This is a genomic window from Coleofasciculus sp. A1-SPW-01, from assembly GCF_040217205.1.
Taxonomy (GTDB): Bacteria; Cyanobacteriota; Cyanobacteriia; order Cyanobacteriales; family Coleofasciculaceae; genus Coleofasciculus; species Coleofasciculus chthonoplastes_A.
Genome location: NZ_JAVJNP010000231.1, coordinates 34,065 through 48,175, shown reverse-complemented (window position 1 = coordinate 48,175; position 14,111 = coordinate 34,065). Strand labels below are relative to the sequence as shown.

The window sequence follows — 14,111 nt, the reverse complement described above, 5'->3', positions numbered from 1 at the left end:
GTTGCGGTTGAGTTGTCCAGTTAGGTGTAAGGCGTAGGGTATATTATAGACGGCACTTTCCTTTTCAAACTGGTCAATAAACCACAATCGCTGTTGGGCAAAGGATAGGGGAATCTCTTTATCTCTGGTTACGGGTTGAATTGGGGTGGGAATGCTGGGATGAACTTGTTCCAGAAATGTGAGAAGTTCTGGTTTGCGCGATCGCATCTGTGCCAATATGTCAGGCGTGATGGTTCCCTGAGGCGCACTGTAGCGTAAACGATCGCCATCAAGCCATAGTTTAATCTGACGATGGCGCAGTTCGGATACAAAGTCTTTAATCGGTTTCATAGTTCTCCTTGTTCGTCATCGCTGATGGCGATGATGTTGAATTATCCTATAAAGTTATCTCCATACCCCTAATTACAAGGCTTGAGCAGCAAGGATTTTAGGCATTTTTATTAATGGGACTTGACGTAACCTGTTCTAAGTATATAACATTGATAATAATAAGACAAATATTTTACCTGTAACTTTAACTTTTACAGTTCAGTCCGAAACCAGTTATAGAAAGCATGATGGACTTGAAAAATTGTCAAGTCTAGGAGAGAAACTGGAGAACGTGCAGGACGGAAGAGGTTTTCAGCCTCTTTATGGGTGAAAAACTATATAATTAAAACGAGTAAGTGTGATTATTTTAAATGAGATTTAAAAATAAGATAGCGGTGATTACGGGAGCGTCTTCAGGGATTGGCAAAGCGACAGCAACGTTGCTAGCAAAAGAGGGAGCAACCGTAGTTTTGAATGCCCGAAAAGAAGAACAGCTAGAAGCCGTTGCAGCGGAAATTGCTCGGAACTATACATCGCCTTTGGTAATTCGGGGAGATATTTGTGAGGCTCTAACCCTGGATCGGTTGGTGCAAAAGCCTCTAGAACAGTTTGGACGCATTGATATTTGGATTAATAATGCAGGAGGGGGGGCACCAGCGAAACCCCTGGAGCAGATTACGATGACAGAATGGAATGAGATATTAAACCGCAATCTAAGTTCAGTGTTCCGTTGCTGTCAGAAAGTAGCTACCGTGTTTAAACAACAGCAATATGGGCGGATTGTAAATGTATCTTCCTTGGCTGGGCGAGATAAATCTCTGTTGGCAGGAGTAGATTATTCAGCAAGTAAAGCCGGTTTGATTGGGATGACTCGGCATTTAGCCGCACTTCTGGCGTCGGATAATATCACGGTAAATACAGTTGCCCCAGGTGCAACATTAACTGAACGCATTGCTCAGAGGTGGTTAACCTTATCCCCTGAAGCGCAACAGAAAATCATCGATACTATTCCTCTCGGGCGACTGGGTAAACCCGAAGACATTGCGCCCGCGATCGCGTTTCTCGCCTCAGACGAAGCCTCTTATATTACGGGTGCCGTGATTGATGTGAATGGAGGATGCTTTATGTCATGATTTATACCAATAGCGACTACCTTGTTGATCAGCTTACTCAAAATCAAACTCAATTCGTTTTTACAATCCCTGGAAAATTGATTGATCCGTTGTTTGAGAGCGTCGTTAATTCATCCCAAATTCAGCCCATTATCGCCAATCATGAATTGGGTGCAGGCTTTATGGCAGATGGCTATGCGCGTGCTGCTCAAAACCGGGGAGTTTGCCTATGTATCGGTGCGCCTGGTGCTAGCAATTTACTCACGGCGGCGATTACGGCTCGTCTTGATCGCAGTTCAGTATTGTTCATTGTTGGTAGTATTTCAGTTGCACAAGAGGGTTTCGGGGCATTTCAAGATGGAGGGATGCAAGGAACCAGAGATTATGAGCTTTTTCAACGCGCCGTGGACTATGCGGCGAAAGTGACTCAACCTGAACGATTCGATGAGTATTTAAAACAAGCCCTAACCGCTACGGCTTTTGAGTTACGTTGCCCAGCTTTTCTTTCTATCCCCCTTGATGTTCAGCAAGCCGTTTATTCCCCAAAAAAACCGATGGCTGAGTCGAATCCGGCGCTCCCGATACTGCCAAAGCCGTCAGACATCAATTGGACTAACCTTTGCCAATTTTTAAATCACAATCAGAACATTCTCTTGCTCGTGGGTCAACTTGCCTCTACTCAAGAAGCGCAATGGCTGCTTGCCTTAGCCGAAAAATTCTGCTTACCCGTAGCAATTGTTGCTTCGGCTAAAGGCATTATGCCAGAACACCACCCGCTTTGCTTAGGAACGTTTGGTTTCAGTGGCAATCAACGGGCAACTCACGCTTTAGCTCGTGATGATATTGATGCTATTGTGCTAATTGGTGTAAATCTGAGCGAGCCAGATTGTCTGGGCTGGACTCCTCAAAACTATTTAGAAGAGCGTTTATTTTTAATTAACCAAAACCCTCTCCAACGATTTACCCTAAGCTGTGAACGCCAATTACTGATTTCCAATTACAGTGCATTCTTACAAAACTTTTTTGAATTAGATCATCAGCAGTTAGCCGGATTGTGGCACTCAAAACCATTACGTCAACAATGGCTTCAGTCATTACAAGCGGTAGCGTGGAACCCGAATCTAGGTAGCGAAGGGTTTGACTTGGCGATTCCCCTTGAGCCGTTGTTAAACACGTTAAATCAGCAACTCCCTGATGATACCCTGCTCTGTGTTGATGCTGGTGTAGCTAGAAGAGTGGCAGGGTATGCGTGGCGATGTAAGATACCCTTTTCCTTTTTTTCAGCCCATAGTACCGCACCAATGGGCTGGGCGATCGCGGCGGGAGTGGGGGTGCAACTTGCCCATCCGGAAAAAACAGTATTAGTTGTCACCGGAGACGGTTCAATGCGAATGCACGGATTTGAAATTGCCACCGCTGCCCGCTATCAATTACCCATTATCTATGTGGTTTGCAATAATCAGGCTTACGGTAGTGTTTATGCCCGTTATGCTCCGCAATCTGCCGCTAGTCAACACACCAAACTTCCTCCAATCAACTGGGTTCAGTTGGCTCAGTCTCTAGGAGTAGCAGGAACAAAAGTTTCTACCTTGCCAGCTTTGAAGTTAGCGATTGAGCAAGCCCTATCCCGTCGTCAGCCCTTTGTCATTGAAGCGATTACCCCGATTATTCAACCCCTCTATCCCTAAACCAGAACCTATCACTAGAAAAGCATTAGCGATGAATGATCAACCGACGACACTTTGGCAAATTCTGAAAGCGCAAGCCGCAATTTACCCCGAACACCTGGCACTGAGTTCTTTAGCATCACCTCCTTTAACCTATCAGCATCTTTGGGAATTAGTTGATCAAACACAACGCCAATTGAGGCAATGGGGGATCTGCCGAGAACAGCGCGTGGTAATGGTTGCACCTGCCAATAGTGCGGTTACTCTCAGCCTGAGTTTCGCCATTGCGTCGAGTGCCATTTGTATCCCCCTCAACCCCAACTTCACCCAATCCGAATTTCTGACCTATCTCCAGCAACTACACCCCCAAGCCCTTGTCATTGTTTCTAACTGTGCTGACGCCGCCGCTAAAGCCGCCGTACAACTCGATCTACCCATTATCCTGGCAACTCCTCTCCCCAACCGCACTGGCTGGTTTCAGCTTCAAGAAACAACAGAAATTAAAACTCAGTCTGTATTGTCTCCTCCCTCTCCAGAGGATATTGCCTTTGTGTTTCAAACCTCTGGCTCAACAGCACAACCAAAGTTCGTGCCAGTGACTCACAAAGGACTCTGCTACTCTAGCTCTAACGTTAAAGATTGTCTTCAATTGGGGACAGATGATATTTGCCTCAACGTTTTGCCGTTGTTCCATGTTCATGGATTAGTCACCAATGGGGTTGTCCCCCTCATCGCAGGTAACCTGATTTGCCTTTATGGAAACTTTGAAGCGAGTGTGTTTTGGCAGTGGCTAAACCAATCACAAGCAACTTGGTTTTCTGTCCCACCCACCATCCATCAAGCCATTTTACAAGCCGCCCCCAAAATTCCCCCAAAACTCCCTTTGCAGTTCATTCGCTCCGGTTCCGCCGCCTTATCTCCTCACGTCAAAAAAGAGTTAACAGAACTCTTGAATGTGCCTTTTTTAGAAGCCTATGGCATGAGCGAAGCTTTAACCATTACCAATACACCCCTTCCTCCCTCGGTTGATAAACCTGGCTCTGTGGGAAAAGTGGTGAATGGAAACGTTGCCATTATTAACGAATCGGGTGAACCTTTACCGCCCCAACAAGTCGGTGAAATTGCTGTACGGGGAAACCATGTCACCCCAGGCTATCTTGATAATCTCGAAGCCAATCCAACCGCTTTTATCAACGGTTGGTTTCGTACAGGAGATATCGGATATTTAGACGCGGAAGGGGATCTATTTTTAGTGGGACGCTCAAAGGAAATGATTAACCGAGGTGGAGAGAAGATTTCTCCCCAAGAGGTTGATGCTGTTTTATTGAAACATCCACAAGTGCTTGAAGTGGCAACTTTTGGTATTTCTCACCCCTCCTTGGGAGAAGATATTGCGGCGGCGGTTGTTTTGAAAGAGAATGACGTATCACTTCAGCACCTGCGCGATTATCTTTTTGACCATTTAGCACCTTACAAAATTCCTAGTCAGATCCTCATCGTCGAATCAATCCCCAGAGGAACGACAGGCAAAATTATACGGCAAGAATTAGCTGCTTACTTTTCTGATAAACTGACTCCGATTTATGCGACGCCACGCACTGAGACAGAAGTGAAAATTGCCCAAATTTGCTCAGAAGTCTTGGGGATAGAGACTATCGGATTGGATGATAATTTTTTTGCCTTAGGCGGACATTCACTCTTAGCCACTCAGGTGATTTCACGCCTACGTCAAGCCTTTGGCATAGAACTCTCGTTTCTAAGTTTTTTCGCTACGCCTACGGTAGCCGGATTGAGTCAGGAAATTGAGAAATCCTATGGGGTTAAAGAGGATTACGAGGAGGGAGAGATATGACTGACTCACACAGTTACAGGGATCAGGGATTCAGTTGTGGGGTAATAGCGAACATTAGTACTATGTCATAGTTCTCCTTGTTCGTCATCGCTGATGGCGTTCTGATCCTTAGATGCAAAGGGTTGTATGACCCAACGAATTGTTTCAATGCGTTCGGCTAATTCAGCTACTGTCGGCGCTTCAAACAAAGCACGCAACGGTAACTCTACATTGAAAGCTTGGCGGATGCGAGAGATAACTTGAGTGGCTAATAAAGAATGTCCTCCCAACTCAAAAAAGTTATCGTGGATTCCTACTTGCTTGATGCCTAACACTGATGTCCAAATCTGAGCTAATTCTTCCTCTGTGACAGTGCGAGGCGGGACAAATTGAGTTGAAAGCGTATCTTCTATCTCAGGTTTAGGTAAAGCACGACGGTCAATTTTGCCATTGGGCATTAGAGGTAATGCTTCCAACCGGACGAAAACTGATGGCACCATGTAATCTGGGAGTTTTGTCTTGAGTAATGAGCGTAATTCGTCGGTAATCGATTGTTCTGAGTTAGAGACAAAATAAGCAACCAGACGTTTATTACTGAGTTGGTCTTCTGTGGCAATAACTACAGCATCCTTGACTTGATCCTGTTGACGTAATACCGCTTCAATTTCCCCTAGCTCAATCCGGAAACCCCGCAGTTTAATTTGATTATCGATACGACCAATAAATTCGATACTGCCATCAGGCATATACCGCGCTAAATCTCCAGATTTGTAAAGATTTGGAGATTTAAATTCATCAATAAATGGATTATTAATAAATCTTTCTGCTGTTAACTCTGGACGATTTAAATAGCCTCGTGCTAACTGTATTCCACCCAGATGTATTTCTCCCAAAACTCCAATGGGAACGGGTTGTAAATGGGCATCTAAAATATAAATCTGAGTATTGGCAACAGGACGACCAATGGGTACACTTGACCCTTGAGTCCCAGGTTGACAATGCCAGTAGGCGACATCAATAGCCGCTTCAGTGGGACCATAAAGATTGTGCAATTCAGCGTTGAGACGAGCAAAAAAGCGTTCTTGTAGGGCAATAGATAACGCTTCTCCACCACAAAATACCTGTCTCAAACTGCTACAAGACTCAACATTAGGAGCTTCCAGAAAAATCTGAAGCATGGATGGGACAAAACTAAGGATCGTAATTTGTTGCTCAGTAATGAGCTTAACTAAATAGTTAACATCTTTATGACCTTCTGGTTTGGCTACCACTAAATATGCCCCCATAGTTAATGTCCACCAAAATTCCCAACCGGAAACATCAAAACTAAAGGGAGTTTTTTGTAAAACGCGATCGCTTGGAGATAAGTGGTATTCATCTTGCCTCCAAATAATATGATTGACTATCCCTTTATGGGTGTTCATTGTCCCTTTAGGGTTTCCAGTGGAACCAGACGTGTAAAGGATGTAGATTAAATGATCTAGCGTTACTCTACTAACCAGATTTTCTTGACTTTCACTGGCAATACTATCCCAATCTGAATCTAAATGTAGGACACGCACTTGATACTTTGGCAAAGTTAATCTTAGATGTTTCTGAGTGAGTAAAACAGGGACTTTCGCATCTTCAATCATATAAGCAAGACGCTCAGCCGGATAAGTTGGGTCAAGAGGGACATAAGCTCCTCCCGCTTTCAAAATTCCTAACAGTCCTACTATCATTTCTAGGGAACGATCAACACAGATACCTACTAAGACTTCGGGTTGAACGCCCAATGTTTGCAGATAGTGTGCTAACTGATTGGCTCGATTATTTAAGTCTCGGTAAGTGAGTTGTTGCCCCTCAAACACTACCGCCACAGCATCGGGTGTTTTCTCGACTTGCTCTTCAAATAACTGATGAATACATTTATCTTTGGGATAATCGGTTTGAGTGTTATTCCACTCCACTAATAACTGATACCGTTGGGATTCCTTTAAAATGGGTAATCGACTGATTACCTGTACTGGCTGAGTAATGATTCCCTCTAACAAGACTTGAAAATGATTGGCGATGCGTTGGATCGTTGTTTTATTGAATAAGTTTGTGTTGTATTCAAACTGACAAAACAGTCCCTCAGTTTTATCGATAATGTCTAAGGTCAAATCAAAAGCGGCAATGCCCCGATCAAACTGGCAATCAATAAATCTTAAATCCTGTAGTTTGACAATTTTATTCGGAACATTCCTTAACTGAAACAACACCTGAAACAAAGGAGTATGGCTTAAATCTCGTTCAGGTTGCAGTTCCTCCACTAATTTCTCAAAGGGTACATCTTGATTTTTATAGGCGGCTAACGCCACTTCGCGTACCCGACTCAACAATTCCCGAAACGTTAGATTTTCCTGTATCTGCGTTCGCAAGACTAAGGTATTGATAAACACACCAATCAGTGGTTCTGTTTCCGTGCGATCGCGTCCAGCAATTGGAGTCCCGACAATAACGTCTTTTTGACCCGTGTAGCGATAGAGTAATGTTTGGAAGGCTGCTAACAAGGTCATAAATAATGTTACCCCTTCCCGTTGACTTAATGCCTTAAGTGCATCACTTAGTTGCTTGGGTAACAGTAGAGAATGCCTCGCCCCCTGAAAGGTTTGAATGGCTCCACGGGGTCGATCCGTGGGTAATTCTAGAACAGGTAATTCACCCCCTAGCTGCTGTTTCCAGTAAGCTAGCTGAGACTGTAACCCTTCTCCCTGCCACCGTTGTCGTTGCCATTGAGCAAAATCAGCATATTGAATGGGCAACTCTGGTAAAGGATTGGATTGACCTGTAGAAAACGCTTCATAAAGTGCGACAAGTTCCTGAATCAAAACCCCCATTGACCAACCATCAAAAATAATATGATGGAGGGTAATCAGTAAGATATGTTCTTCCTGGCTGAGTCGCAATAAAATGGCGTTGATTAAGGGTAATTGAGATAAATTAAAGTGCTGCTGTGCCTCTTGAATTGCCAGACGTTGAACTTCAGCCTCTCGCTGGTTTTGGGGTAAATGGCTTAAGTCTATAATAGGCAATGTTAAGGTCAATGTCGGCATAATTACCTGAGTCGGTTGCCCATTGACTGCCGGAAACCTAGTCCGTAATATGTCGTGGCGACGTATAATTTCGTTGAGACTTTGTTCCAAATCAGAGACATTCAACTGACCCGTGATGTGAATATTAGAAGGGCGATTGTAGGCAGCATTCCCCGGCTCCAATTGGTCAAGAAACCACATTCGGGTTTGCGAAAAAGACAGGGGAGCTGAGTCGCGATCGCGGAGTTGGGGGATAGACTGTGCAAAAGCCGCCTGGACTGCTTTTTGTTTCAGCCTCTGCTCTAATAATGCCCGTTTCGCTGATGAGAGTTGAGTAATATAGTTGTTAATACTGTTATTTGTCATTTGTCATTGCTCACCAAATTTTGATTCAACAGCGCCGTACATTCCCCTACCCCTATTTTGTTTTTTAGCAAAAACCCATCTTGTTCTCTCAGCCGTTTCATTGTCTCTTCTAGGGCAGTCTGAGCGGCAAATAAACAAGGGGTACTATAATTAACCAGAGACACCCCCGCTTCCTTAAGTTCAGTCAAGCTACAGATGGGTGATTTACCCCCAGCAATTTGGTTAAATACAATCGGCTTATCCAAATGACATTTAAGGGTTTTAATCACCTCTAAACTGGTAATCCCATCTGCCAATATCGCATCAGCTCCCGCCTCGGCGTAGGCTGTAGTCCTTCTAAGAATGTCATCCATATCCGTAGCATCTGTTCGCGCCACCACAACCAAATCTTGCCGAGTTGCCAAGACTCGTTTCAACTTCTGCAAAAAATCCGGCAACTCCATTAACAGTTTCCCCTCAAAGTGACCACATCGTCGCGGTCGTTTTTGGTCTTCAATAATTACACCAGAAGCACCAATCGATTCCAACAGAGACACAACATGACAAGCGACTTCAGTATCCACATAGCCGTCATCAATGTCCACAAGAAGGTAATGCTGTGGTAGCACTGTTTTTACCCGTTGGACAAAGGCAACAATATCCGACCAAGCAATAAAACCAATATCCGGTAAGCCATAATAACTGGCAGCAAAACTAAACCCACTAATAAAAATACTGTCATAATACTTCCCCGCAATTGATGCCGAAAAGACATCATAAACTCCCATAAACGGAATAATGTCTCTGGTTTTCATGTCTTGGCGTAATTGATAGCCTAAATGGTTATTCATATTCTGACTCATTTACTCGTACTGATAATGACTTAGTTGAGGTAAGGGTTTGTATTAGGCGCTCCTAAGATTTTTAGCGCCCAAGCGCAACTCTAAACAGGATTTACTGCATCTGATCCAGCAATCGTTGGGCGTCTTCATCAGAGAGGGCGTCAATATCCGCTAACATCTCCGCTAACTCCTCAGACTTCATGGCTTCTGCTTGACATTGGGCAATTTTCACCGCCATGCGAGCAACCGTAGGTTGTTGAAAAAACACCAAGAACGATAACTCAACCTGAAAAGCTTGTCGTACCCGATTGGTAATTTGAGCAGCGAGAATCGAATCGCCACCCAACTGGAAAAAGTTGTCATGAATTCCCACGGATTCCACTCCCAACACCTGAGACCAAATTTGCACTAACTCCGCTTCAATTCCCGTGCACGGGGGAGTATAGTCGGGGCGGGGTGCAATTGGATCAGAAGCAGTAAGTCCCAGTTTTTCTGCCAAACCAATTCGTTGCCGCTTACCCGTCGGTCCTTTGGGAATTTCATCAACAAATAGCACCACACGGGGAACTTTAAACTCAGCCAATCGCTCGGCGGCAAACTCTTTAATGTCTTGCTCTGTTACCGATGCATTTTCATGCAAAACGACTGCCGCTGCCACATCTTCGCCTAATAATGTGTGAGGAGCGGCAAATGTCACCACCTGATCAATAGCTGGATGATCCAGTAACACTTCATCCACTTCGCGGGGGGAAATTTTTTCGCCAGCTCGATTAATAATTTCCTTAATTCGCCCCTTAAGGAATAAATACTGATCGGCATCTAAATAACCCAAATCCCCAGTGCGGAACCAACCCTTAGTAAAGGCTTTTTCATTGGCGTCGGGATTATTTTCATAGCCTTGGGTTACATTAGCGCCACGAATCACCACTTCTCCAACGGTTTCTAACGGGAGCAAGTTACCCGTTTCATCCATAATCCCTAATTCTAGACCGGCTGCAATACCAACAGAACCTGGTTTTCGGACGTGGGGGGGTAACGGATTACTTGCCATTTGATGAGAGGCTTCCGTCATCCCATAAGACTCAATTACCGGAGCATTGAATGCCTCCTCTAACGCTGCCATAATTTGAGGGGGTAAGGGAGCCGAAGAGGAACGAATCAACCGGATGGGACAACGTGCGATGATTTCACGATTCGCTTCAACCCGTGCCAATATCCCTTGGTGCATGGTGGGAACTGCTGAATACCAGGTGGGTTTAAATTCATCCACCCAGGCAAAAAATTGAGGCGCATAAAACCCAGGGCTACAAACCACACTCGCCCCCGCACTCAGGGATGACAACAAAGCTCCAATTAAGCCATGAATATGAAACAGAGGCATAACATTCAAACCGCGATCGCCGGGTTCGAGATTTAGGGCGACACGAATGTTCTGTGCAGAGGTGCAGAGGTTACGGTGAGTCAATGGCACCATTTTGGGACGGGATGTTGTACCGGAGGTATGTAGGACTAAAGCCACATCATCGGGTTGGGCAAATCCCCCCGGATTCAGATTACCCGGTTGACCCCCTGTCAGGCTAAACAGCCCGGCGGCGGCGTCGAGTTGGGGAGACAGTTCTAGAATGGGAATTCCGCGTGCTTGGGCAACCTCTTTGGCGGGTTCAGCGACTCCTGACTGGGTAATCAGGACTTTGGCATTGAGATCCGACAGATAAAAGTCAAATTCCTGGGCGCGATAGGTTGGATTCAGGGGGGCACACGTTGCACCCGAGGCTACCCCTAAGAACGCCATCGCCATTTCCGGACCATTGGCAAGAGCGATCGCCACTCGGTCATTACGACTTATACCCATGGCGTTTAAGGTGGTGACAACTTGCTGCAGATGATGCCAAACCCCCTGATAGGTAAGGGGGATACGCCCAGGTGCAGTTATCGCGATCGCATCAGGATTTTTCTGGGCTTGATTGTTGAATAAACTGGGAATACACGGATTAGCTGAAAGCTCTGAGATATGTTGGTCAAAAGGACTCATTTTTTTTCAACTTTAATCATTGCAGAAGGCTCCAAGAAAAAAGACCCCAAGCTATAAAGGGAATTCTCAAAGCGAATTTAGGAGTACATCGGTACAAAAAAACACAAAGATAACCATATCTTGAGATGTAGAATTTATCACGTATTGGCAAATCTCTGAATTGACTAAGTTTAGAAAAAGTAATCCATTACTTTTTCTCGTTACTGTTAATCCTGCTTCATCAGACTAGCTCTGAGCCGAGTATAATGAAAAGTAGCTATACCTAATTCTTAATAAATCTTTATACATTGGACTTTGGACAAATATAGCAGTTTGCTCTGCTATGCGGTACATTGTCGATCCCCCTAAATCCCCCTTAAAAAGAGGGACTTTGATCTACTGTACTTTATTACATAGGACTTACGCAGTCACACCAGATATACTGATTAAGGTGCGTTACGCTTCGCTAACACACCCTACATATAGACCCTTTGCGTAAGTCCTATTACAGCGCAAAGCGCTGTATAGACCTATATAGGGCTTGCTGCAAACGTCGGAAACCCTTAGATTTCAATGCTTTGAGGAAGCATCCTATCAACATTGTAGAGACGTACCATGGTACGTCTCTACAGTGATTCGCTCAAACCCTTGATATACCGTAGGGTGGGTTTCGACTTCGCTCAACCCACCAGCATACCAGTCAGTACCATTGATCCTAAGAAGCCGCCTGAGCTGCTGTGCGCTGGCGACGACGCCCTACCCGTTTCACTTGGGGTTCCTCAGGATTTTGTAGTAAGAATACTACTAGAGGACGACTTTGCAGTTCGCGGCGAGTTAACCGTTCTAAATCTCCCTCAATTTTCTGTTGCAATCCTGTCCAGTCAACTTCTGGTTGTTTTTTGCCATCCAATGACTTGGCAAAGTCTGTCCACTGCTCACTCAATGTGCGTTCAATCCGCTTAATCACTAACTGCTGGAGTAGGGATTTCTCCACACTAGCCACGACACCCCGCAGGTGAATTTCGGGTTGGGCGAGGAGTTTACCCTCCCAACTTACGGCGGCGGCGACAGTTACTACACCGTCTCCCGCTAACTGCTGACGTTCTTTGAGGACTTCATGATGGACAATACCAGAGCGATCGACTAACTCAATACCGGAGGGAACTTGACCAACAACACTAATGCTATCTTCAGTTAATTCCACCATATCGCCGTTATTGGTAATCACGATATTTTCCGCCGGGATACCCATCTTTTGCGCCATTTTGCCATGTTGGATCAGCATCCGATGTTCCCCGTGAACAGGCATGAAAAACTTGGGTCGGGTTAAGGCGAGCATTAGTTTATGATCTTCTTGAGCGCCATGACCGGAAACGTGAATCCCTTGATGGCGTCCATAGATCACGTTTGCCCCTTGCATCATTAGGCGATCAATGGTATTGACAACCGCGATCGTATTTCCGGGAATGGGGTTCGCGGAAAAGACTACCGTGTCACCCTCTTGAATTTTCAGTTTCCGGTGTTCCCCTTTGGAAATACGGGTAAGAGCAGCTAAAGGTTCACCTTGAGACCCAGTGGTTAAAATTAATACTTTTTCTGGGGGTAAACTATTCGCGGCGTGGAGTGGCTCAAATAAGCTATCGGGACATTTTATATACCCCAGATTACGAGCTTGGGCAATAACATTGAGCATGGAGCGCCCGACAACAGACACTACACGGTTTTGTTTTTGTGCCAGATCTAAGATGAGTTGCACTCGATGAACTGATGAGGCGAATGTGGTGACCAGTATTCGTCCCGGTGCTTGGGAGAAAATACGATCCAGATTGGGATAAACAGACGCTTCAGATGGGGTGTGTCCGGGTACTTCGGCGTTGGTGGAATCGCTGAGGAGACAAAGGACACCTTTTTCCCCGTGTTCGGCTAATCGTTGAAAATCAAAGTATTCACCATCGACCGGGGTATGATCGACTTTGAAGTCTCCGGTGTGGACAACGACGCCAATGGGTGTGTGAATCGCGACGGTAAAACTATCGGCAATGGAGTGAGTGTTGCGAATATATTCGACCATAAAGGATGAGCCAATCCGCACCATATCGCGAGGACTCACGGAATTTAACTTGGTGCGATCGCTAACTCCAGCTTCCTCCAGTTTGCCTTTCAGCAGCGCCATCGCCAGTCTAGGTCCGTGAATGACGGGAATATCGAATTGCTTCAAGTGATAGGGAAGTCCACCAATATGATCTTCGTGACCATGGGTGACAATCATGCCCTTGATTTTATGGCGATTTTCTCGCAAATAGGTCATATCGGGTAGAACGATATTAACCCCGTGCATTTCATCATTGGGAAATCCTAATCCTGCATCCAAGAGAATAATCTCGTCGTTGAACTCGAAAATGCAGGTATTTTTGCCAATTTCATGCAGCCCACCTAAGGGAATAATTTTTAGAGCGGGTGAAGATTTTTTGCTAGTCAATTTGCCTCCTTTGAGAGTTCTATTACTCATTAATTACAACGTTAAACCTGAATTGAAAATTGCCATTTCTTAGGAAATATTTTCTGGACGATAAACTTGTCTTATTTAATCTAGACTAACTCAACTTGGTCAGAAATGGTAGCTTTTTTTATTTGAGTTATCAGTGAACCTATCGGAAAGAAAAAACATAAGATGTGATCCATCATTAAGAACGGCTATAAAAATCCAGACAATAAAGAACACGAGGTTACCATTCAAAATGGTATCCTTGGCTCAATGCCTGCTGTCATTAATTCAACTTGATTCACAAGTTTTATTAAAAAACTGAGCTGGTTTCTAGAGTTTATCGATAAAAACTATGGAATCATCGATAAATTATCTCTCTAGCACCTCAATGGGCAAGGAACAGACAATAGGCTACTTTAGCCCAAAAATCAAGAGTAGTTCATAGATAAATGT

8 protein-coding genes are annotated in these 14,111 nt (G+C 44.8%); 3 read left to right on the top strand and 5 right to left on the bottom strand.

Features of this window, described 5'->3' with window-relative positions:
* Positions 1 to 330, bottom strand: a 330-nt coding sequence (locus RH949_RS32395) for a TubC N-terminal docking domain-related protein (protein WP_446359003.1), incomplete at its 3' end; no start/stop codon positions are given.
* Positions 331 to 680: 350 nt separating this feature from the next.
* Between RH949_RS32395 and RH949_RS32390 the strand changes: the two genes are divergently transcribed.
* The 3 genes from RH949_RS32390 to RH949_RS32380 are packed head-to-tail and all read left to right on the top strand — an operon-like array spanning position 681 to position 4,940.
* On the top strand, positions 681 to 1,442 hold the full coding sequence (locus RH949_RS32390; RefSeq protein WP_446359001.1) for an SDR family NAD(P)-dependent oxidoreductase: 762 nt from the start codon (positions 681 to 683) through the stop codon (positions 1,440 to 1,442).
* The gene (locus RH949_RS32385) at positions 1,439 to 3,109 is read left to right on the top strand and encodes a thiamine pyrophosphate-binding protein (protein WP_006106038.1); all 1,671 of its coding nucleotides are present in this window, start codon (positions 1,439 to 1,441) and stop codon (positions 3,107 to 3,109) included. The genes RH949_RS32390 and RH949_RS32385 overlap by 4 nt, the downstream gene beginning before the upstream one ends.
* A 31-nt stretch (positions 3,110 to 3,140) precedes the next feature.
* Positions 3,141 to 4,940: a non-ribosomal peptide synthetase gene (locus RH949_RS32380; RefSeq protein WP_446358998.1), complete on the top strand. Its 1,800-nt coding sequence runs from the start codon at positions 3,141 to 3,143 to the stop codon at positions 4,938 to 4,940.
* A 65-nt stretch (positions 4,941 to 5,005) separates the two neighbouring features.
* Here RH949_RS32380 and RH949_RS32375 read toward each other — a convergent pair whose 3' ends face one another.
* The 4 genes from RH949_RS32375 to RH949_RS32360 all read right to left on the bottom strand — a co-directional run bounded on the left by RH949_RS32375 (position 5,006) and on the right by RH949_RS32360 (position 13,682).
* Complete coding sequence (locus RH949_RS32375; protein WP_446358996.1) at positions 5,006 to 8,341, bottom strand: non-ribosomal peptide synthetase; 3,336 nt, start codon at positions 8,339 to 8,341, stop codon at positions 5,006 to 5,008.
* A complete protein-coding gene (locus tag RH949_RS32370) occupies positions 8,338 to 9,183 on the bottom strand; it encodes an isocitrate lyase/PEP mutase family protein (RefSeq protein WP_446358994.1) in 846 nt (281 codons plus the stop codon). Before RH949_RS32370 ends, RH949_RS32375 begins: the two co-directional genes overlap by 4 nt.
* Before the next feature lie 91 nt (positions 9,184 to 9,274).
* Positions 9,275 to 11,194 (bottom strand): AMP-binding protein, encoded by a 1,920-nt coding sequence (locus RH949_RS32365; RefSeq protein WP_446358992.1) that lies wholly within the window; start codon positions 11,192 to 11,194, stop codon positions 9,275 to 9,277.
* Positions 11,195 to 11,888: 694 nt separating this feature from the next.
* Positions 11,889 to 13,682 (bottom strand): ribonuclease J, encoded by a 1,794-nt coding sequence (locus RH949_RS32360; RefSeq protein WP_006106001.1) that lies wholly within the window; start codon positions 13,680 to 13,682, stop codon positions 11,889 to 11,891.
* Between the last annotated feature and the right edge of the window lie 429 nt (positions 13,683 to 14,111).

What these genes read in the sequence shown, in the direction of transcription:
- RH949_RS32380 (WP_446358998.1), top strand. Translation starts at nt 3,141, where the DNA reads ATGAATGATCAACCGACGACACTTTGGCAAATTCTGAAAGCGCAAGCC.
- RH949_RS32385 (WP_006106038.1), top strand. Translation starts at nt 1,439, where the DNA reads ATGATTTATACCAATAGCGACTACCTTGTTGATCAGCTTACTCAAAAT.
- RH949_RS32360 (WP_006106001.1), bottom strand. Translation starts at nt 13,682, where the DNA reads ATGAGTAATAGAACTCTCAAAGGAGGCAAATTGACTAGCAAAAAATCT.
- RH949_RS32390 (WP_446359001.1), top strand. Translation starts at nt 681, where the DNA reads ATGAGATTTAAAAATAAGATAGCGGTGATTACGGGAGCGTCTTCAGGG.
- RH949_RS32365 (WP_446358992.1), bottom strand. Translation starts at nt 11,194, where the DNA reads ATGAGTCCTTTTGACCAACATATCTCAGAGCTTTCAGCTAATCCGTGT.
- RH949_RS32370 (WP_446358994.1), bottom strand. Translation starts at nt 9,183, where the DNA reads ATGAGTCAGAATATGAATAACCATTTAGGCTATCAATTACGCCAAGAC.
- RH949_RS32375 (WP_446358996.1), bottom strand. Translation starts at nt 8,341, where the DNA reads ATGACAAATAACAGTATTAACAACTATATTACTCAACTCTCATCAGCG.